Source organism: Planomicrobium soli, from assembly GCF_003014655.1.
Classification (GTDB): Bacteria; Bacillota; Bacilli; order Bacillales_A; family Planococcaceae; genus Planococcus; species Planococcus soli_B.
The window spans coordinates 282,095-301,318 of record NZ_PYAT01000001.1 but is presented as its reverse complement, the minus strand read 5'-3'; the positions used below and the strand labels follow the sequence as shown (position 1 = coordinate 301,318).

Here is a 19,224-nt window from a genome sequence, read left to right as displayed (position 1 = left end):
CGCCATTTTATATGAGAGAGAGGAATGCGTATGTTTTCTGCAAAACAACGAACACAACAAATAGGGCATATGTCTAATCACGAATTTGATGTGGTTATTATCGGAGGAGGGATCACCGGAGCAGGAATTGCGCTCGATGCTGTTTCCCGGGGATTAAGTGTTGCGCTGCTTGAGATGCAGGATTTTGCTGCAGGAACGTCAAGCCGTTCCACAAAGTTAGTACATGGCGGTTTGCGTTACTTGAAAAATTTCCAATTGAAAATCGTAGCGGAAGTCGGAAGAGAGCGTGAGATTGTTTACGAGAATGCGGTACATGTTACTGAACCGAAACGGATGCTCCTGCCGTTCTATAAGGGTGGAACTTTTGGACCGGTCTTCATGTCCATCGGGCTCCGCACATATGATTTGCTGGCAAACGTGAAAAAGGCGGAACGCCGGACTATGCTGGATCCAGCGGAAACATTGAGCAAAGAACCCCTATTGAAAAGGGATGGCCTTGTCGGAGGCGGCTATTATGTTGAATACCGGACAGACGATGCGCGACTAACGCTCGAAACGATGAAAAAAGCCGCTGAACTGGGAACGGTCTGTTTGAATTATGTAAAAGCTGAAGGGTTCATTTATACCGACGGCAAGATTTCTGGTGTGCAAGCTGTAGATCTGGTAAACGGAGAATCCATTGATGTTTTTGCAAAAAAAGTTGTCAATGCAACGGGTGCATGGATTGATGAAGTACAGGATTTCGATGCGGAAACACCAGAGAAGAAGCTGCGGTTGACAAAAGGGGTACATATTGTTGTTGACCAGAAAAAGTTCCCGCTAAAACAAGCAGTTTATTTTGATACACCGGATAAACGGATGGTTTTCGCGATTCCAAGAGATACAAAAGTGTATGTCGGCACTACAGATGATTTCTACGATGAAGATCCGATTTCGCCGGCGGCCGAAAAGAAAGACGTCGATTATTTGATCATGGCAGTTAAACGAACTTTCCCATTGGTCCAGCTGGCTCCGGAAGATGTTGAGTCGACTTGGGCAGGCGTCCGGCCGCTTATATACGAAGAAGGAAAAGATCCGTCGGATATCTCTAGGAAAGATGAAATCTGGGTATCCGAAAACGGGTTAATTTCCATTGCGGGCGGTAAGCTTACCGGCTATAGGAAAATGGCGGAAGTAGTGATGGACAAAGTAGTTAAACTTTTGAAGAAGGAAACCGGCGTTAAGTTCGGCAAAAGCGAAACCAAGCATTTGCCATTATCCGGCGGAGATTTTGGAGGTTCGAAAAATTTCGCTTCGTTTGTCCATAACACTGCGGTGCTATCCCAACAATATGGCTTGAGCCCTGAACAAGGCCGATTATATGCCCAGTTTTTCGGTACAAATGCAGAAAAAGTGTTCAGCTACTACCGAGATCTTTCTGAAAACATTCCAGGCGGCATACCGAAGACGCTGGCCGCTGTTGTTGAATACGCCATCGAAGAAGAAATGGCGCGCACTCCGAGCGATTTTTTCATCAGAAGAACAGGGGACTTGTATTTCCACATTCAGGATGTCGTACGCTATCAAGAAGGAGTACTCGAGTATATGAGCCATGCGCTGGAGTACACGCCAGAGCAAAAAGAAGCTTACCAACAAGAATTGCTTGAGGAAATTAAAGTAGCAACCCGTTATGGAAGGGATGTACTGGGATGAAAATTACCAGGAATTTCATGGTTGCATCGGATGGCCATGAGATCTATTACGAACTCTATGAAGCGGAAAATCCGAAAGCGCATGTACATTTAATCCATGGTATGGCAGAACACATTGGCCGTTACGAAAACTTTGCCCGTTTTCTAACGGCCAACGGCTATTCTGTATCTGGCCACGATCACCGCGGCCATGGACGGACAGCCGAGCGTAATGGAACCCAAGGGTTTTTTGGCGATGAAAAAGGGTTTGACCGCGTCGTAGAAGATGTGAAAAATGTAATCGATGCAATGAAACTTGAAACCGGCGGTTTGCCGCTGGTTTTATTCGGCCATAGTATGGGTTCATTTGTTGCCCGGCGCTTTATGCAGCTCTACAGCGAGGATCTGAGCCGAGTCGTATTATCAGGGACTGGCGGGAATCCAGGGGCGGCCGGAAAGGCCGGCCTTTTGTTTGCCGGAGCGGCTGTAAAAAGACAAGGCAAGACCGAAGTAAGTTCCTTGCTGGGAAAAATGACATTCGGCAATTTCAACAAGGCGTTCAAAGAAGAAGAATCGCCTTTTGCTTGGTTAAGCAGTGATGTTGAGGAAGTTGCCAAATACGTTAATGACCCCATGTGCGGATTTCCATCGACAAATCAATTTTACGTAGATTTGTTCAGCGGCCTGGCATTGATCCATAAACCGGCTGAAGTGGGTAAAATCAGGAAAAAACTTCCAGTCCTTCTGATCAGTGGAGCAAAAGATCCGGTTGGCGGCAACGGCAAAGGCATTTTTCGTTCGGCGGAACAATATGCAAAAGCAGGACTAGAAGACGTGACCGTTTTTCTGGCAGAAGAGGGGCGGCATGAGCTGCTCAATGAACGAGATAAACTTGTGCATTATCAAACAATTTTAGGATGGTTGAACAAATATGATTGATGTAGTGGCAATTGTCGGACCGACGGCTTCCGGAAAAACCGCGCTCAGCCTGGAATTGGCAAACCGGTTAGATGGAGAAATCATCAACGGGGATTCTATGCAAATTTACCGCGATATGTCGATCGGGACGGCGAAAATAAGACCGGAGGAAATGGCAGGGATACCCCATCATTTGCTTGATATTAAAAATCCGGATGAAGCATTTTCCGTAGCGGAATACCAGAAATTGGTGCGCGGCAAAATCGAAGAAATCAAATCGAGGAACAAATTGCCGATTATTGTCGGTGGCACTGGCATGTATGTGCAGGCAGTGCTGTTCGATTACCGGTTTGCAGAAACACAACTGGATGAGGTTTTACGGGGAAAACTGTATGAAGAGCTGGAGAAGTTTGGCCCTAACCATATGCACGCTAAACTGTTGGCCTTGGATCCGGAAACGGATATTCATCCAAATAATACGCGGCGGGTGGTGCGGGCAATTGAAATTTTGCTAAGCGGCGAAGAAAAAACAGACCGTACCCTTGCATTGTCCCCGATGTACAATGAAGTGATCATCGGCTTAGATTTACCCAGAGAATTGCTGTACGACCGCATCAACAAACGGGTAGACGCTATGATGGAAGCCGGATTGCTGGAAGAAGTAAGGGCGCTGTATACTCGCGGAATTCAGGATGTCCAGTCGATTCAGGCTATTGGCTATAAAGAGTTCTATGCTTATTTCGATGGGAAACTAGAACTGGCGGAGGCAATCAGTCAGCTCAAGCAAAACTCCAGAAGGTATGCAAAAAGACAGTTCACTTACTTTAAAAACAAATTGCCCATTCTCTGGATTGATGCTTTAAAAGATCCGGAAAAAAACTTTCAGGAAATTCTTGCCTTTATGCAGGAAAAAGAACGGAAGCGTCGAATTGAAAAAGTGGATGTACAAAATAAAGAGCAGGAGATATAAGGGGGATTCACATGAAACCGGTTAATATTCAAGATGTCTATTTGAATCAGCTTCGTAAAAACAATATTTTTGTTACTGTATTTCTACTAAATGGTTTTCAACTGAAAGGGACCATTAAATCTTACGACAATTTTACGGTACTGGTTGAGACAGATGGCAAGCAACAGCTTATCTACAAACACGCAATCTCCACCTTCTCTCCGGCTAAAGCTGTCGCTATCGAACACCAAGAGTGAATCTAAGGACCAGCCGGATCTTCGGCTGGTCCTTTTCGTTGACAGCGGAAAGCGTGGAGTATACCATTTCTAAAGTGAAGAGATTTTATATCGGGAGGTAACATGCAGTGAAATCCATTACAACAGACGATTTACAAAAACTTGTGGAATCTGGGGCAGATTTGAATTTGATCGATGTCCGTGAAGCGGAAGAGGTCGCATACGGCATGGTGCCAGGAGCAGTTCATATTCCTCTTGGTCAATTGCCTGAACAAATTAGCGAGCTTGATGAAGCAAAAGAATACCATGTGATTTGTAAAGCGGGCGGCCGCAGCGCAATGGCTTGTGACTACTTGGCAAGCAACGGCTATCAAACGGTGAACGTAGAAGGCGGCATGATGGATTGGAACGGCGAAGTTATCGCCTAATCGTGCATTCTAAGCAAATAAAAACAGATCGAGGAGACATTTAGCTCTTCGATCTGTTTTTTTAAAGTGACTGGATATGGCGTGTCGGCAACCTCCATTTGAAGGTGTACGACAATATGCGTAAAATGGTAATCGCTAAAAATAGAATATATAATCCCAAATCGATGCGGATAATTTCAAAACTGATAATTAAACCTGCGACTGCCGCCCATACTGCATATATTTCGGCTTTAAAAACAAGCGGTTTTCTACCGGCAAACACATCACGGATAATTCCGCCGCCCGAACCGGTCAAAATAGCAGCAACTATAACAGCGTAAATTGGCAGTTCCAATTCAACGGCATACATAGCCCCTTGAACAGCAAAAGCTGAAAGGCCGATGGCATCGAAAAAATTCCCCCATCGGTTCCAGTGGCCGAGCAATCTGTGGGGAAATAAAAACACGATCGTTATTGACGCTAAGGCCAACTGGAACATCATTTCCTGTTCCCAAAGCGCTGAAACTGGAACACCTATTAATAGATTTCGGATTGCGCCTCCGCCGAAAGCAGTGACAACCCCGAGAATGTAAACACCAAAAATATCATACTCTTCTTCCATAGCGACAATTGCGCCAGAGACGGCGAATGCAATCGTCCCAATGGCACTTAATACTTCCCAAGCCAATTTCTGTATCCTCCTAAAAAGTGCAACTCTATGAATTGTAGCAGAATTTGACGCATTTTCAAGTGGGGTTCCATAATAGAAGAGTGAACAAAATAGAACGGAGAATTTGATGCTAACTGCGATAAACAAAATAGAAGAACAAATCCAGCCTCAATTAAAAAAAGCGGACGATATCGCTTTTTTGAATCAACAAAAAGTGCTTGAAGCTTTTCAGCAACAGCAAGTCAGCGACCACCATTTCAATCCGTCGACCGGATACGGTTATGACGATGATGGCCGAGATACACTTGAACGCGTTTATGCAGATGTATTTAAAGCGGAAGCGGCACTTGTGCGTCCACAAATCATTTCGGGTACACATGCCATCACCATTTCGCTGTTTGGGGTTTTGCGGCCAGGAGATGACCTTCTTTACATCACAGGAAAACCTTACGACACATTAGAGTCCATCGTTTCGGGAGGAGAGCGAGACACAGGTTCGCTGCGCGATTTTGGCATCGGGTACCAGCATGTCAGTTTGAACGCTGAGAATAAAGTGGACTGGAACGCGGTGGAGCAAGCCGTCCATGAGCGCACCAAAGTTATAGCAATCCAAAGGTCGCGCGGTTATGACACACGGCCTTCTTTTACGGTTGACGAGATAGAGGGCATGATACAACAAATCCGCCAGTTAAAGCCGGAAGCAATTGTATTTGTCGACAATTGCTATGGAGAGTTCGTGGAAGATCGTGAACCAATCGAAGCTGGAGCGGATTTAATGGCCGGTTCACTTATCAAAAATCCGGGAGGCGGCTTAGCCAAAATCGGCGGCTATATTGCCGGCAAACAGGACTTGGTCGAGAAATGCGCATTCCGCATGACATCCCCTGGAATCGGAGGGGAGGCTGGCGCATCTCTAAACACCCTGCCTGATATGTATCAAGGCTTTTTTATGGCTCCGCATATTGTAGCGCAAGCTTTAAAAGGCGCAATATTTACATCAGCGCTGCTTGAATCGGTAGGTATGGTTTCCGCCCCTCATTACACCGACAAGCGGACAGATCTGATTCAATCTGTATCGTTCAAGACCGCAGAGCAGATGATTGCTTTTTGCCAGACGATTCAAGCGAGTTCGCCTGTCAATGCCCGCTTTAAGCCAGAGCCGGCCTATATGCCTGGATACAAAGACGACGTTATTATGGCGGCCGGGACGTTTGTCCAAGGGTCAAGCATTGAACTAACAGCGGACGGTCCGATTCGTCCGCCATATACTGCTTTTGTCCAAGGCGGCTTGACCTATGAACATGTAAAAATTGCCGTTTTAAACTCAGTTGACGCTTTGAAAAAAGAAAATCTTTTATAAAATTTCGCCACCAAATGTGGTGAATTTTTTTGTGTAAGGAAAAGTAACATGGAGTTGACAATAAAACTGACATCTATTACACTAAAAGAGTAGTACTAAATAAAGTGGGTGAAACAAAATGACGAATCGCGTTCGACGATCGATGCCGCTTCTGCCCATTAGCATAGTTATGCAGCTGACGGATTTGACAGCGCGCCAAATTCGGTATTACGAAGAGCACGAGTTAATTCGCCCTGCCCGCACAGAAGGCAACAAACGCATGTTTTCTTTAAACGACGTGGATGTCCTTCTTGAAATCAAAGAGTATTTGGACCAAGGCATAAACATTGCCGGCATTAAGAAAATCTTTGATATGAGAGTGCAACCAAAACTGGAAATGGCAGAGCCCAAAACAGTAAGCGATGCTGAACTGCGCCAAATCTTGCGGGAAGAAATCCTGCAAACCCGTTCCCATGAACGCGGCGGATACCGATCCGGTGATTTATCCCGTTTCTTTCACTAAGATACGGGCTTACATAAACATACATAGGAGAGTGAAATCATGGCTAAGTACACAAAAGAAGACATTAAACGTTTAGTGCAAGAAGAAGAAGTAAACTTTATCCGTTTGCAGTTCACCGATATTCTGGGGATCATCAAAAACGTAGAGATTCCTATTTCTCAATTAGATAAGGCACTTGACAACAAAATGATGTTCGACGGCTCTTCAATTGATGGATTTGTCCGCATTGAAGAATCCGATATGTACTTGTTCCCGGACTTGGATACTTGGGTTGTATTCCCTTGGATTACAGGCAAAGGGAAAGTCGCCCGATTGATCTGCGATATTTATCGTCCGGATGGTACTCCGTTTGAAGGAGATCCACGCAATAACTTGAAACGCGTATTAAAAGAAATGGAAGAACTAGGCTTCACTCATTTCAACCTTGGGCCAGAACCGGAATTTTTCCTTTTCAAATTAGACGAAAAAGGCGAACCTTCTCTTGACCTGAATGATAATGGCGGCTATTTTGACCTTGCGCCGATGGATTTAGGTGAAAACTGCCGTCGCGACATCGTTTTGGAATTGGAAGCGATGGGCTTTGAAATTGAAGCTTCTCACCATGAAGTGGCTCCTGGCCAACATGAGATCGATTTTAAATACGCAGATGCGATCAAAGCATGCGATGATATCCAAACATTTAAATTGGTTGTTAAAACAATCGCGCGCCAACACGGACTTCACGCGACATTCATGCCGAAACCATTGTTTGGTGTAAACGGTTCAGGGATGCACATGAACGTTTCCTTGTTCAATGGCAACACAAATACGTTCTTGGATGAAGATGGCGATTTGAAATTGAGTGAAACGGCTTACCAATTCCTTGCTGGAATTTTAGAGCACGCACAAGGTTTCACAGCTGTCACTAACCCGACAGTAAACTCATACAAACGTCTAGTGCCTGGTTACGAAGCACCTTGTTACGTGGCTTGGTCAGGGCAAAACCGGAGCCCGTTGATCCGTATTCCGGCTTCACGCGGCTTGTCAACACGTGTTGAAATCCGATCTGTCGATCCTGCTGCTAATCCTTACTTGGCTATGGCAGTACTTTTAAGTGCTGGTCTTGACGGCATCCGCAAAAAAATGACGCCGCCAAAAGCAGTAGACCGCAACATCTATGCAATGAACAGAAGAGAGCGCGAAGCAGTTGGCATTCAAGATCTGCCAGCTACACTATATGCTGCCCTTCAAGAATTGCAAGATAACGAAGTGATGAAGAACGCACTTGGCGAACACATCCTTCACAACTTTATCGAGGCGAAAGAAATCGAGTGGGACATGTTCCGCGTTAATGTACACCCATGGGAGCGCGAGCAATACTTGAAAATGTATTAAGAAAAAACGAAACCGCCGGAGCTTTTGCTCCGGCGGTTTTAATATGACTTTTTTGGGTTATTATTTGCGACTGCACTTCAGTATGGCTTTTATTCATCATGATCGTATTATTACCAAGAAAACACTCTTAAAAGGAAGCGGATAATTACACGTGGTATAAAAAGAAGAATGTTCCAGATGATATTAATAATAATTTCAAACAAAATGTGCATTCCCAATTCCGCAAAGCAATCTTTAACTATGCCGTTCTCTTTCTTCTTGTCGTTCTTCTTTTCCATCGCTCTGTCCCCTGTCAGCTGCTATTCCTCTTAAAGCTTTTTGTTATCTATTAAAATAGCGTACCAGGCAAACCATATAAGTTCAACCAGTCTATTGTGCAAACCTTATTAGACCAGCAAACCTATCTTAAAATCAAACTGTTTAAGAAATAGAAAGACCGCCAAAGCAAGTATGCTCTAGCGGCAAATGGAACTACTCATTTTTAAATTAGGCACGTTCTGGCTTAAGGGGGGGAAAGTCAGTATACAAAACCATTTACGTCTGGAAGTTGCCGTAAATGTTTTGTGCCTATAAATAGGTTACCATAACCAAATTTAAATAGAATGAATAGTTTGAATTGAATATGACATCAGCCCAATTGAAAAGTAATTGCCCTGTAAGACGTTAGACTAGATGACTAGGAAGAAATGACCAAACGGCGCCTATGTGTTAAGTAGCACTACCAAGAAATAAAAGTTTATTTCCTTTTTCAGGCGTTTCATGCCCATACTCTTAGGCAAAAACTTCATTTTAGAAGTACCAATTCCTCAAAATGGTTATACTTACTGCAAAAAGGATGCATAAATACTAAGTTTACTTTATTATTTAATGTAATGCAGAAAAAGTATGCACAATGAACATGTATATCGACTTATATACCGTACACCTAGCTTTGCGAAAAAGCTGGTTTTGGGCGAAGGAGAATCAAGATGCTGAAGAATGAACAATTGCACGAGTTTTTATGCCAAAGAAATGAATGGATGACAGAGCAATGGTACAAGTCCTTAGATAAGAGCAAAAAAGGAATATACAGCACAACCGATCCAGAAGAAATCGAAAAGCTAAAAAAACAAAACTATGATTTTCATGTTCTTTTTTGCTCGATGTTCTCAAAAGACCATGATGAGTTTATTAGTGAATTCCAACAATGGATTAAAGAGATAGCAAAAGATGAATCGCATATAGCAACTCCCCTGGAAGAAGTATTGGAAGAGTTTTTTAATACGCAAAAGCAATATTTATCTCTTATCGAAGAGTTTTATAAGCAAAACAAAGAAGCTGTGACGCATGAGCAGATTTTTGAATGGAATCTTGGAGTGGTTGATGCTATAAGCGATATCATTCAGGAGTTTACGGTTCAAAATACAGAAGCTGCGCAAAGTCGGCTGCAAGCACAGCAAGAACTGATTGTTGAAATGAGTGCACCCATTATATTGCTGTCAAAACATACAGGGCTTCTTCCGCTTGTAGGAGAGATCAACACCTATCGTTCACAAGTGATTTTTGAAAAAGCGTTGGAACAAAGTTCAAAGCATAATATTGATAAATTGTACATTGACTTATCTGGGGTGCCGATTATCGATACGATGGTTGCTCAACAAATTTTTCAGTTAATATACGGGCTGAGAATTATAGGAGTGAAAACTGCGCTATCTGGAATTAGTCCTGAAATTGCCCAAACAGCTGTTCAATTAGGCATCCAATTTACAGGAATCGAAGTATACAGCACATTAGTGCAAGCGATGGATAAAACAGAAATTAATGCATGAATCAAAAGAGCCTTTCTTTTAAAGAAAGGCTCTTTTCAGGCTGTCGAGAAACTCTCGGCAGCTTTTTTCATTTCGCTTCAGGCGGACGCTTTCCGCGGGCACGGCCTCAGCCGCTTCCTTCGCTTCGCTCTGTCCAGGGTCTTCGGCTCGCGCTGGTCCCGCTGGAGTCGCCGCCTTGCGCTCTGCCGCCAGCATATAAGGCGCCTTAAATTAGCTATTTCTGCAGTGGGAGATATCGTCTCCTGAATTCAAGCAAGACGCCCAACCGGACCGACTACGAAGACTCCTGTGGGAGCAGTGACGGAGTGAAACGACGGAGCGACTCGCCCGGCAGGTAGATATGGCCCAGACGGCATTTGGGCCATATTTTGCGACGAAACTAGCGCAGTGATGCGGGAGCAGTGTTTTAGCGGCGAGGAGACTGAAGCCGAGCCCACGGAAAGCGAAGTGGCCGGTCCGGTTGGTTTTATCCATCGTTATTCATCAGTTCTAAAATTTGTCTACAGTCTGAGAGCCTTTCTTCTAAAGAAAGGCTCTTTTTATATCGAAACAAAACGGAAGTATAGTTTGGATGTTGAAGGGTTATTCCCTTTCAGCGCAGAATTTTATTATCAAGGAGGTGAAGACATGAAGAAATACGTTATCCAGTATTATATAGAAAAGGGGCTAGTAGTCGAAAGGACAGTAGAGGCGAACTCAAAAGAGGAAGTGGCCGATAACGTGCAGGCGGAACAGATTGTCCAATATGAAGACACTTTTGGAGAGCTGAATCTTTTTAATAAGCAGGACGTCAAATTAGTGAAGATTAAAGATCAGGTAGATCCTGTTTTTACTTCACGAAGAGGTGGGTAACTTTATCCTCTGAAAACTAATGTTCTAAAAGAATACGAAAAGGGTTTCTGCCAATCGAAGGCTTTTGCCCGGGGGGGAGAATAAAAATGGCTGGTTTGTGGGAAGCTGCATCGCGAGAATTAGTGAATATAACCGTTTCATCCAATCCGAATAATGAACCGGTAACTATTCACGGTTCATCGCCAGACTTAAAATGCATTGGAGTAGGAACAGACGCGGCGGTTTTTCAAGCTCTATCAGCTCCTTCTTATGCCTTCAAAGTGTATGCAGAACAAAAGTTAAATAAAATAAAAGCGGAAGCGCAAGTGTACAGCATATTAGAGCCTTCTCCTTTCTTTTCTACCTGCTTTGCAGCGACGGAAAAATTTCTTGTTTTAACCTATGAAGAAGGGCCGACGCTTTTTGACTGTTTGCTGCAAGGCATTCCCATTCCTGCTCAGGCTATTCAAGATGTAGAAACTGCAAGAAGTATAGTACGTGATAAAGGATTAAACCCGCGTGATATCCATTTGAAGAACATTTTGCTGCAACAAGGCAGAGCGAAAATTCTGGATGTGTCCGAGTACATACAGCCCGGAAATGATTTTCGCTGGGAACATTTGAAAAAGGCCTACGATGAATATTATCAATTCATCTCCGGAACCCCAATGCCGTATTGGCTTTTAGAAACAATCCGCAAATGGTATCATCAGTGGTCAAAGTACTATCCCTCCTTTGAAGATTTCATGGGAACCGTATTTAAACAAACAAATTATTGGAAAAAACCATAATAAAATCACCGATCTATTTATGATCGGTGGTTTTATTATGGTTTCATAAGATTGTTGTTGTAGGTCTCAAACTGTGTTCGATTACCTTTGATGCTTGGTCAATTGATTTATAGAAGACAATTTGTCCGGTCTGAATAAATGTCATTTGAAGAATACTTGTGTTTTTAACACTCTTAACAGTGATATAATCTTGATTTTCTTTACTGAATGTCTGAGTGATGTTAACGGTATTATAAAAGCTTACCGTTTGCAGAAGTTCCTTGATATGTTCATATTTCATACAGATTCCTCCTTTTCCAGTTTTGGAAATTGACTAATAAAAGTCTGTAAGAATCCAAGATTTATGATCTTTTTTTATTATAACACAGATTCTAACCAAAAAAAGGAAAAAATAAAATATTGGTAAAAAACTCTGAAAACTATTAAGCGACCATCAAAAGCTATTTTTAAAATATATAGACGGGGGTGATTTACTAATAAAAGGTTTAATCTTTAAGAAAGAAGGAAAATAAGGAATATTCAAACTATTTTAAAAATAATTTGTATATTTTATACATTTTTTAAAGGAGGATATATAGTGCGAAAACATAAAGTTCTATTCACAAATGAAGATATAAAACGCGAGAATTGGATCTTGGAATTAGAAAAGTTAGGAGTGTCGTCGGGACCCCAAGGAGAAGATTTGAGAAGTCTGGATTATTATACAATACGAAATTTAATGGTTCGAGAAGAAATACGCAGAGAAGAATAGAACAGAAGCCTACGAAAAGGAACAAGCGTTAGATTCGACGCTTGTTTCTTTTGTATATTGAAGTGCCGCTTTCAATTGGTATATGAAAGCACATTAACGTTAAAGTTCCTTTATAAAATATAGATTAACTGCTTTATATTTGTTTATAAGCAATCCTACAGGGAACTAATACATTAATTAAAATTTCTTAAAGTTAGGTTAAAGCAAAAAGTCAGCAGGTATGGAAGTGGACGCCACTTATTTGGACGCAAATTTGCGAGAAAAATTACGCTTCAAATCTCTATGGATGAAGCATTGCATATAATGGTTTTTCGTATGCAGAATAAAATTATTTCTCTAATCATTAGCTAAGAAAGCGGGCAATATATATGAAGATTAAAAATGAAACTACGTTAATGAACCTTAATAAGTTCCTTATTATCGCCCACCGTGGCGCCAGTGTGCAAGCTCCCGAACATACAATGGCTGCCTATCGACTTGCGAAAGAACAGGAAGCCGATTATTTGGAAGTCGATGTCCAGATGAGTAAGGATGGGGTACTGGTCTCACTTCATGATTTAACCGTCGATCGAACAACAGATGGAAGCGGTATTGTCTCAGAAATGACTTTGCCTGAGATAAAGCGTCTGGATGCAGGATCTTGGTTCAATCAGAAATTTCCGGATATGGCTAAGGAAGAGTATGTAGGCCAAAAAATTCCTACCTTACAAGAAATCATCGATGAATTTGGTGAAACAGTTAACTATTATATTGAAACAAAAAAACCGGAACAAAATGAAGGTATTGAAGATGAGTTGTTCGAGTTGCTTGAGCAAAATAATCTTTTGGATGAACGGTTGCCGGAAGGCAAAGTGGTCATTCAGTCTTTTAGCGAAGAAAGTTTAAAAAGGATGCGGACCTTCGACAGCACAATTCCTTTGGTTAAGTTGGAAAGAGATCCGGTAACAGGTCCGGATGCCAGGAAACGAATGCAAGAAATCTCCGAATATGCAGTCGGCATCGGAACATATTTTGAAAAAATTGATGAAGAATATATCAAAACGGCGAAGGAGCTTGGATTGTTGGTTCACCTTTACACCGTCAACTCAGCAGAAATTGCTGAAAAATGGAAAGCGATAGGAGCTCATGGCATTTTTACTGATAATATAACTGGTGTTGGCCATTAACGTTTAACCTATATTCCGTTCATTTCGGGATATAGGTTAATTTTTTCGTTTTTGATCGTCTACTTGTTTCAGATAACCATGCTTTAACGATGCTTCGAACATAAAATGCTTTCCAATCACCTGCTTTTGTTTCTAAACCGTATTTCTCCTGTTCAATGAAGGCAAAGATTATCGACTGCTGAAAAAGAGACATATACAGTTTTAAAGAAGTCAGGACGCAAAGAAAAATTGTTTTTTTACTCGCTAACTGAAAAAGTTCAAGATTAGATAGAAGCTAGGACTTTTAGTTGGTTTTAGGAATATTCCTTAAGAAAATGGGTATAATTAATATACCCCCATAATTTAATAACTCGTACTGAATTTTCTCTTGCATATTTGCGGAGAGGATTTTGTGGGAGGTGATTAAATGAGTAAAATCCAAGGGGTAAAAAGCTTGCTGGAATACTTGGAGTCGGTGGATTATCCGATCTCAGAAAATCAACTGCATGAGTTTCTGGCAAGAAGAAAGATTCCGCATAAGAAGTCATATGGCGATACCGTTTTCTTCGATTCCGCTCATATTGACTGGTGGATTACTGAACAGCGAAAAGTAGATTCTGCAACTTAAACTTGTTCATAAAAAAACCGATGCCCCGTTTTCAAAGCTTTTTAGGCTTTGAAAACGGGGCATCCTCTTTTTATTAGAAACACTCGCTAATGGAATTGTGGCAGAAATGAATTCCATGCAGTTTACTAAGCTAGGCGGCGCCAGCCGGAAATTAATCAAAAAGTAGGATGCATGAAATGAATAAGATGAGAAAAGTGGAGAGAGTGAAAAGGTGTCTCCGGCAAAGGTAGTTGAGTGCTCGAGAAAAAGCTGACAGAAAATGAAATATGAGGTTTGAAAGTAATGGCCTGCCCCGAATGGTATAGCACACAATAAAGTACAGGGTGTGCTAAACTGAAGTGGTACATACTGATCAACCAGTTGAAGGAGGAACTATGATGAAAAGATTTCAAGTTGAGTTTTGTTTTGATAAAGGAAATTCTATCATTCACAATGTTGAGGCAGTAGATAAAGAAGCTGCACTAGGAAAAATCCCTTCTAATGGCACTTATGAGATTACAGACGAACCAAGCGGCAAAATATATCGAATCACCATAAATCTGGTTAAATACATCGTCATCAACGAATTGTAAAAATCAGAAAAGGCCATCATTCGAACCGAGTGATGGCCTTTTTGCTGCTCTTTTTTAAGCGGTTGGTCCGGTAATCAATACGGTCCTTTAACACTGTGGGGAATCTAAAAAAACTAAAGCTTTCCATGAAAGTAGTTTGAAGTTTTTTTGCAAAAAACTTTGCGCAAAAGAGGAGGGAGCATTGAAAACCTTGCAAAATATAAAGGGCCATTGCTTAAGGAAGAACGGAATAGGAGTTTTAAAAAGTTAAAAAGACGTTGAGCTAATATGCTCAACGTCTTTCTTTTAATGAATTTGGCGGTAAACTCCGACCACTTTTCCTAGAATGGAAACTTGATCTACTATGATAGGATCCATCGAAGAGTTTTCAGGCTGCAGTCGGAAATAGTTTTCCTCACGGAAAAAGCGTTTAACCGTTGCTTCATCATCAGCCGTCATAGCCACGACAATATCGCCATTGTTAGCAGTTTGCTGCTGTTTCACTACAACAAAATCGCCGTTCAATATACCGGCTTCAATCATACTTTCACCCATGATTTCCAACATGAAAATATGGTCGTCATCAGAACCGTAAGATTGCGGCAACGGAAAATATTCTTCGACATTTTCAATAGCCGTAATTGGAAGACCGGCAGTGACTTTACCGATTAATGGGACGTGCAGAACAGGACTTTTTTCTATAAGCGCTTCTTCAGTGCTAATTATCTCAATTGCTCTCGGTTTAGTAGGGTCCCGGCGGATCAGCCCTTTGCTTTCGAGACGCGCTAAATGGCCATGGACAGTTGAACTTGATGCTAAACCAACTGCTTCACCAATTTCACGGACGGAAGGCGGATACCCTTTTGCTCGAACTTCATCTTTTATAAAAGTCAAGATATCTTCTTGGCGTTTCGATACTTTTTTCAACAGTTTCACCTCTTTTAGTTATACTTCTTGTTTTTCTACCAATAGTATACCAACTTGGGCTTTGAAATGCAAACATAGGTTCGAATTTTATTGTTGACAAAAACATCTGTTCGCATTAATATGAGAACATACATTCCGAACACATATTCTTAGGAGGCGGTTTTTATGACATTCATTCAACGGAACTCTTACTTGATTTTATTCTTTTCCCTTATCCTTACATTTTCCTTCTACACAGTCCTTTCACTCAAAGGCGATGAAGCCCAAGTTAGCCATGTTGAAATCAAAGAAGGCGATACACTCTGGACATTGGCGGAAGCTTTCAGCGGAAATACTCCTCACCAGCAATGGATAGAGCAGATTATGAAAGAGAACGACTTGTCTACTCCTCATATCATTGCAGGGCAATCGATAAAAATTCCTTCTGACCAGTTAAAATATATACCGGATGATACGGTAAAATTAGCTGGTGATGCTGAATGAGAAAAGCTGCACTCATCTATTGCAGGGTAAGTACTACAAAGGATACGCAGGAATCCTCCCTGGAAAGACAAGAAGAAGAATTGATGAAATTTGCAACTGAACAAGGATATATAGTTGATGGAGTTTTTACAGACCAGCATAGCGGCTATGAAATGGACCGGGAAGGCTTGCTTGAGTTGTTGAACTGCATCAAAACTGAGAAAGTCGCGGCCGTTTTTGTTCAGGATGAAACCCGGTTAGGACGCGGGCATGCACGAATCGCGCTTTTGCATGTGATGAAAAAGTACGAAGTCGAGGTGTATACCTTATCAGATCAAGGACCGATTGCACTAAACGATATGGACGATATGGTGTTGGAAATTTTAGCGATAGTTGAAGAATACCAGCGGAAAATCCATAATGCTAAGATTAAACGTGGCATGAAAAGAGCTGTCGAGAATGGCTATAAGCCTGAAAAAAATTTAAAGGGCAGAGGAAATCCTGAAGGGCGCGAACGCCTTGAGTTGCCGATTGATCAGATTGTCAGTTTAAAAGCTAACGGGCTGACTTTTCATGAAATTGCAACTACTTTACAAGGGTTCGGCTATCAAGCGAGCAAAGCTACTGTCCATAGAAGATTCAAAGAATATGAAAAGTTTTCTCAGAGCTAAATCTTTGCAGAAATCTTTCTTTTTTTATACGATATGTAAAGAAGAAAGGTGGATGTCTATGTTATCACCAGAAAAATTGAGACGCATTAACGAATTATCCCGCAAATCCAAAAGCATTGGGTTGTCTTTAGAAGAAGCTAAAGAACAATCCCAATTGCGGCAAGAATATTTGCAAACTTTTCGGGAAACAATGCGCGGCACAATTGAAAATGTAAAAGTTATTGATCCGAACGGGAATGATGTAACTCCTGAAAAGGTCAAAAATATCCGAGAGAATAAGTATTTGAATTAATACTTATTCTCTTTTTCGTTGTATTCTTTACATTAGTTGACTAAACTAGATTAGTAGAATAATTTTTGAATCAGAAAGGATGTTTTTATGTCGACTCTAGCAGATAAACTTGCAGTAACAACGATTCGCACGCTTTCCATCGATGCTATCGAAAAAGCTAACTCGGGCCATCCGGGATTGCCGATGGGAGCTGCTCCTATGGCGTATACATTATGGACGAAACACATGAACCACAATCCGAAAAATCCGGAGTGGTTCAACCGAGATCGCTTTGTATTGTCGGCAGGGCACGGATCCATGCTTTTATACAGCTTGCTTCACCTAAGCGGCTATGGCTTATCAATCGATGAAATCAAAAACTTCCGCCAATGGGACTCGAAAACCCCAGGACATCCAGAATACGGCCACACCGTTGGAGTAGAGGCGACAACTGGACCTCTTGGTCAAGGAATTGGCATGGCTGTCGGCATGGCGATGGCTGAACGTCATTTGGCTGCTACATATAACAAAGATAATTTAAATATCGTCGATCACCATACTTTCGCTTTGTGCGGAGACGGTGACTTAATGGAAGGTGTTGCAGGAGAAGCGATTTCTCTTGCTGGCCATTTGCAACTAAACAAGTTAGTCGTACTTTATGACAGCAACGACATTTCTTTGGACGGCGAGCTCAGCAAGAGTTTCTCTGAAAACATCCAAAAACGTTTTGAGTCTTATGGCTGGAATTACTTGCGTGTAGAAGACGGCAACAACTTAGAAGACCTTTCTGCTGTAATTGCACAAGCAAAACAATCATCTGACAAGCCAACTTTGGTTGAAGTTAAAACAGTCATCGGCTATGGTGCTCCAAACAAGTCCGGTAAGGCAGATGTTCACGGTGCGCCGCTTGGTGAAGATGAAATGAAACTGGCGAAAGAATATTACGAGTGGACTTTCGACCAGGATTTCCATGTACCAGAAGAAGTTTATGAAACATTCACGAATGCGACAGAAGATCTTGGCGCAAAAGCGGAAACAGCGTGGAACGAATTGTACGCAGAATATGAAGCACAGCATCCAGAGCTTGCAGCCCAATTGCAGCGCGCAATCAGTGGAGGCTTGCCAGAAAACTTCGATGCAGAGTTTCCGGAGTATGAAGTTGGCAAAAAGCAAGCGTCTCGTGCTTCTTCAGGCGATATGGTAAATGCGATTGCTAAAGCAGTTCCATCATTTTTCGGAGGAAGCGCCGACCTTGCTGGTTCAAACAAAACGAACATTAAAGGCGGCGGCGATTTCGATGCAGAAAATCCTGCGGGCCGCAACATTTGGTTTGGTGTACGTGAATTTGCGATGGGTGCTGCATTGAATGGCATGGCGCTCCACGGCGGCCTTCATGTGTTTGGTGGTACGTTCTTCGTATTCAGCGATTACGTCCGTCCAGCGATTCGCCTGGCTGCTTTAATGGGCTTGCCGGTCACTTATGTTTTCACACATGACAGTGTAGCTGTTGGAGAAGATGGTCCGACTCATGAGCCAGTTGAACAGCTGGCTTCACTGCGAGCAATGCCGAATCTGGGGATCATTCGTCCAGCTGATGCAAACGAAACGAAGGAAGCGTGGCGCTTAGCTTTGACTTCTAAATCCATGCCGAATTTATTGGTATTGTCACGCCAAGATTTGCCAGTACTTGAGCACAGCGGTGAGTTGGCTCGTGAAGGCGTTGAAAAAGGCGCATACGTGGTATCGCCTGCTGACAATCCAAAAGCTTTGCTTTTGGCGACAGGATCGGAAGTCAGCCTTGCTGTTGACGCACAAAAACAACTTGCAGAAGAAGGAATTGCCGTTTCGGTTGTTTCTATGCCTTCATGGGACCGTTTTGAAAAACAAGATAAAGCATACAAGCAATCGGTTATTCCGCCAACAGTGAAAAAACGTTTGGCAATTGAAATGGGTACTTCATTCGGCTGGGAACGCTATACAGGCGACGAAGGCGACATTCTGGCGATTGACCACTTTGGTGCAAGTGCTCCAGGTGAACGCATTATGCAGGAGTTCGGATTTACTCCTGAAAATGTTGTAGCTCGCGTTAAAAAATTGATCCAAGAATAATAACGAGCGGAGGCGTCCATCGCCTCCGCTTTTTCATTCTGTCTAAAAACAAATTCCTAAAGAGGACAAGAGCCAGCACTTTAACCAAGGCCTGTTCTTAAAAGAAGTGTCTTCATGCCTGCTTCTGCTTTTGTTGTAGTCACATTTAAGTTTTTATAGTATAATCCTTTGTGGTGCAGTACTTATTTAGGCA

Annotated in this window: 23 protein-coding genes; 19 read left to right on the top strand and 4 right to left on the bottom strand. The window is 42.3% G+C overall.

What is annotated here, in order from left to right:
* Positions 1-30 precede the first annotated feature (30 nt).
* From B0H99_RS01525 to B0H99_RS01505, 5 genes are all read left to right on the top strand, one after another.
* Positions 31-1,692 carry a glycerol-3-phosphate dehydrogenase/oxidase gene (locus B0H99_RS01525; protein ID WP_106531853.1) on the top strand — a complete coding sequence of 554 codons (1,662 nt, stop codon included), beginning with the start codon at positions 31-33 and terminating at the stop codon, positions 1,690-1,692.
* Positions 1,689-2,609, top strand: a complete 921-nt coding sequence (locus B0H99_RS01520) for an alpha/beta hydrolase (RefSeq protein WP_106531852.1) — start codon at positions 1,689-1,691, stop codon at positions 2,607-2,609. Before B0H99_RS01525 ends, B0H99_RS01520 begins: the two co-directional genes overlap by 4 nt.
* A complete protein-coding gene (gene miaA, locus B0H99_RS01515) occupies positions 2,602-3,558 on the top strand; it encodes a tRNA (adenosine(37)-N6)-dimethylallyltransferase MiaA (RefSeq protein WP_106531851.1) in 957 nt (318 codons plus the stop codon). The genes B0H99_RS01520 and miaA overlap by 8 nt, the downstream gene beginning before the upstream one ends.
* An 11-nt stretch (positions 3,559-3,569) precedes the next feature.
* Positions 3,570-3,794, top strand: a complete 225-nt coding sequence (gene hfq, locus B0H99_RS01510) for an RNA chaperone Hfq (protein WP_106531850.1) — start codon at positions 3,570-3,572, stop codon at positions 3,792-3,794.
* Between the two features lie 107 nt (positions 3,795-3,901).
* Positions 3,902-4,201 carry a rhodanese-like domain-containing protein gene (locus B0H99_RS01505; RefSeq protein ID WP_106531849.1) on the top strand — a complete coding sequence of 100 codons (300 nt, stop codon included), beginning with the start codon at positions 3,902-3,904 and terminating at the stop codon, positions 4,199-4,201.
* Positions 4,202-4,262: 61 nt separating this feature from the next.
* Here B0H99_RS01505 and B0H99_RS01500 read toward each other — a convergent pair whose 3' ends face one another.
* On the bottom strand, positions 4,263-4,868 hold the full coding sequence (locus B0H99_RS01500) for a trimeric intracellular cation channel family protein (RefSeq protein ID WP_106531848.1): 606 nt from the start codon (positions 4,866-4,868) through the stop codon (positions 4,263-4,265).
* Between the two features lie 109 nt (positions 4,869-4,977).
* Between B0H99_RS01500 and B0H99_RS01495 the strand changes: the two genes are divergently transcribed.
* From B0H99_RS01495 to glnA, 3 genes are all read left to right on the top strand, one after another.
* On the top strand, positions 4,978-6,210 hold the full coding sequence (locus B0H99_RS01495) for a methionine gamma-lyase family protein (RefSeq protein WP_106531847.1): 1,233 nt from the start codon (positions 4,978-4,980) through the stop codon (positions 6,208-6,210).
* A gap of 118 nt (positions 6,211-6,328) precedes the next feature.
* Complete coding sequence (locus B0H99_RS01490) at positions 6,329-6,712, top strand: MerR family transcriptional regulator (protein WP_106531846.1); 384 nt, start codon at positions 6,329-6,331, stop codon at positions 6,710-6,712.
* Positions 6,713-6,751: 39 nt separating this feature from the next.
* Complete coding sequence (gene glnA, locus B0H99_RS01485; protein WP_106531845.1) at positions 6,752-8,086, top strand: type I glutamate--ammonia ligase; 1,335 nt, start codon at positions 6,752-6,754, stop codon at positions 8,084-8,086.
* A gap of 110 nt (positions 8,087-8,196) precedes the next feature.
* Here glnA and B0H99_RS17700 read toward each other — a convergent pair whose 3' ends face one another.
* Positions 8,197-8,364: a hypothetical protein gene (locus B0H99_RS17700; RefSeq protein ID WP_181313535.1), complete on the bottom strand. Its 168-nt coding sequence runs from the start codon at positions 8,362-8,364 to the stop codon at positions 8,197-8,199.
* A 690-nt stretch (positions 8,365-9,054) separates the two neighbouring features.
* Here B0H99_RS17700 and B0H99_RS01480 point away from each other — a divergent pair.
* From B0H99_RS01480 to B0H99_RS01470, 3 genes are all read left to right on the top strand, one after another.
* On the top strand, positions 9,055-9,894 hold the full coding sequence (locus B0H99_RS01480) for an STAS domain-containing protein (protein ID WP_106531844.1): 840 nt from the start codon (positions 9,055-9,057) through the stop codon (positions 9,892-9,894).
* Between the two features lie 627 nt (positions 9,895-10,521).
* Positions 10,522-10,746, top strand: a complete 225-nt coding sequence (locus B0H99_RS17655) for a hypothetical protein (protein WP_146137232.1) — start codon at positions 10,522-10,524, stop codon at positions 10,744-10,746.
* An 86-nt stretch (positions 10,747-10,832) separates the two neighbouring features.
* Positions 10,833-11,516 carry a serine/threonine protein kinase gene (locus tag B0H99_RS01470; RefSeq protein WP_106531842.1) on the top strand — a complete coding sequence of 228 codons (684 nt, stop codon included), beginning with the start codon at positions 10,833-10,835 and terminating at the stop codon, positions 11,514-11,516.
* Between the two features lie 43 nt (positions 11,517-11,559).
* Here the strand turns inward: B0H99_RS01470 and B0H99_RS01465 are convergent, their stop codons facing one another.
* Positions 11,560-11,796: a hypothetical protein gene (locus tag B0H99_RS01465; protein WP_106531841.1), complete on the bottom strand. Its 237-nt coding sequence runs from the start codon at positions 11,794-11,796 to the stop codon at positions 11,560-11,562.
* A 297-nt stretch (positions 11,797-12,093) separates the two neighbouring features.
* Here B0H99_RS01465 and B0H99_RS17695 point away from each other — a divergent pair, with 297 nt between their 5' ends.
* The 4 genes from B0H99_RS17695 (at position 12,094) to B0H99_RS01450 (ending at position 14,612) form a co-directional block, all read left to right on the top strand.
* Positions 12,094-12,267: a hypothetical protein gene (locus tag B0H99_RS17695; RefSeq protein ID WP_181313534.1), complete on the top strand. Its 174-nt coding sequence runs from the start codon at positions 12,094-12,096 to the stop codon at positions 12,265-12,267.
* Positions 12,268-12,635: 368 nt separating this feature from the next.
* Entirely contained in the window at positions 12,636-13,433 is a 798-nt protein-coding gene (locus B0H99_RS01460; protein WP_106531840.1) for a glycerophosphodiester phosphodiesterase family protein, read from the top strand.
* Between the two features lie 406 nt (positions 13,434-13,839).
* Positions 13,840-14,040, top strand: a complete 201-nt coding sequence (locus B0H99_RS01455; protein WP_106531839.1) for a hypothetical protein — start codon at positions 13,840-13,842, stop codon at positions 14,038-14,040.
* Positions 14,041-14,417: 377 nt separating this feature from the next.
* Positions 14,418-14,612: a hypothetical protein gene (locus B0H99_RS01450; protein WP_106531838.1), complete on the top strand. Its 195-nt coding sequence runs from the start codon at positions 14,418-14,420 to the stop codon at positions 14,610-14,612.
* A gap of 285 nt (positions 14,613-14,897) precedes the next feature.
* On the opposite strand, the gene lexA is transcribed toward B0H99_RS01450, so the two are convergent.
* On the bottom strand, positions 14,898-15,518 hold the full coding sequence (lexA, locus tag B0H99_RS01445) for a transcriptional repressor LexA (RefSeq protein ID WP_106531837.1): 621 nt from the start codon (positions 15,516-15,518) through the stop codon (positions 14,898-14,900).
* 165 nt (positions 15,519-15,683) lie between these two features.
* On the opposite strand from lexA, the gene yneA reads away from it, so the two are divergent.
* The 4 genes from yneA to tkt all read left to right on the top strand — a co-directional run bounded on the left by yneA (position 15,684) and on the right by tkt (position 19,031).
* Entirely contained in the window at positions 15,684-16,001 is a 318-nt protein-coding gene (yneA, locus tag B0H99_RS01440; protein WP_106531836.1) for a cell division suppressor protein YneA, read from the top strand.
* Positions 15,998-16,651 (top strand): YneB family resolvase-like protein, encoded by a 654-nt coding sequence (locus B0H99_RS01435; protein ID WP_106531835.1) that lies wholly within the window; start codon positions 15,998-16,000, stop codon positions 16,649-16,651. Before yneA ends, B0H99_RS01435 begins: the two co-directional genes overlap by 4 nt.
* Before the next feature lie 58 nt (positions 16,652-16,709).
* Positions 16,710-16,943 carry a DUF896 domain-containing protein gene (locus B0H99_RS01430; RefSeq protein WP_106531834.1) on the top strand — a complete coding sequence of 78 codons (234 nt, stop codon included), beginning with the start codon at positions 16,710-16,712 and terminating at the stop codon, positions 16,941-16,943.
* An 87-nt stretch (positions 16,944-17,030) separates the two neighbouring features.
* Complete coding sequence (gene tkt / locus B0H99_RS01425) at positions 17,031-19,031, top strand: transketolase (RefSeq protein WP_106531833.1); 2,001 nt, start codon at positions 17,031-17,033, stop codon at positions 19,029-19,031.
* Positions 19,032-19,224 lie beyond the last annotated feature (193 nt).

Excerpts from the sequence above, each read along its gene's own strand:
- B0H99_RS01525 (WP_106531853.1), top strand. The coding sequence starts at position 31 with ATGTTTTCTGCAAAACAACGAACACAACAAATAGGGCATATGTCTAAT.
- B0H99_RS01520 (WP_106531852.1), top strand. The coding sequence starts at position 1,689 with ATGAAAATTACCAGGAATTTCATGGTTGCATCGGATGGCCATGAGATC.
- miaA (WP_106531851.1), top strand. The coding sequence starts at position 2,602 with ATGATTGATGTAGTGGCAATTGTCGGACCGACGGCTTCCGGAAAAACC.
- hfq (WP_106531850.1), top strand. The coding sequence starts at position 3,570 with ATGAAACCGGTTAATATTCAAGATGTCTATTTGAATCAGCTTCGTAAA.
- B0H99_RS01495 (WP_106531847.1), top strand. The coding sequence starts at position 4,978 with ATGCTAACTGCGATAAACAAAATAGAAGAACAAATCCAGCCTCAATTA.
- B0H99_RS01490 (WP_106531846.1), top strand. The coding sequence starts at position 6,329 with ATGACGAATCGCGTTCGACGATCGATGCCGCTTCTGCCCATTAGCATA.
- glnA (WP_106531845.1), top strand. The coding sequence starts at position 6,752 with ATGGCTAAGTACACAAAAGAAGACATTAAACGTTTAGTGCAAGAAGAA.
- B0H99_RS17700 (WP_181313535.1), bottom strand. The coding sequence starts at position 8,364 with ATGGAAAAGAAGAACGACAAGAAGAAAGAGAACGGCATAGTTAAAGAT.
- B0H99_RS01480 (WP_106531844.1), top strand. The coding sequence starts at position 9,055 with ATGCTGAAGAATGAACAATTGCACGAGTTTTTATGCCAAAGAAATGAA.
- B0H99_RS17655 (WP_146137232.1), top strand. The coding sequence starts at position 10,522 with ATGAAGAAATACGTTATCCAGTATTATATAGAAAAGGGGCTAGTAGTC.
- B0H99_RS01470 (WP_106531842.1), top strand. The coding sequence starts at position 10,833 with ATGGCTGGTTTGTGGGAAGCTGCATCGCGAGAATTAGTGAATATAACC.
- B0H99_RS01465 (WP_106531841.1), bottom strand. The coding sequence starts at position 11,796 with ATGAAATATGAACATATCAAGGAACTTCTGCAAACGGTAAGCTTTTAT.
- B0H99_RS01460 (WP_106531840.1), top strand. The coding sequence starts at position 12,636 with ATGAAGATTAAAAATGAAACTACGTTAATGAACCTTAATAAGTTCCTT.
- B0H99_RS01455 (WP_106531839.1), top strand. The coding sequence starts at position 13,840 with ATGAGTAAAATCCAAGGGGTAAAAAGCTTGCTGGAATACTTGGAGTCG.
- B0H99_RS01450 (WP_106531838.1), top strand. The coding sequence starts at position 14,418 with ATGAAAAGATTTCAAGTTGAGTTTTGTTTTGATAAAGGAAATTCTATC.
- yneA (WP_106531836.1), top strand. The coding sequence starts at position 15,684 with ATGACATTCATTCAACGGAACTCTTACTTGATTTTATTCTTTTCCCTT.
- B0H99_RS01435 (WP_106531835.1), top strand. The coding sequence starts at position 15,998 with ATGAGAAAAGCTGCACTCATCTATTGCAGGGTAAGTACTACAAAGGAT.
- B0H99_RS01430 (WP_106531834.1), top strand. The coding sequence starts at position 16,710 with ATGTTATCACCAGAAAAATTGAGACGCATTAACGAATTATCCCGCAAA.
- tkt (WP_106531833.1), top strand. The coding sequence starts at position 17,031 with ATGTCGACTCTAGCAGATAAACTTGCAGTAACAACGATTCGCACGCTT.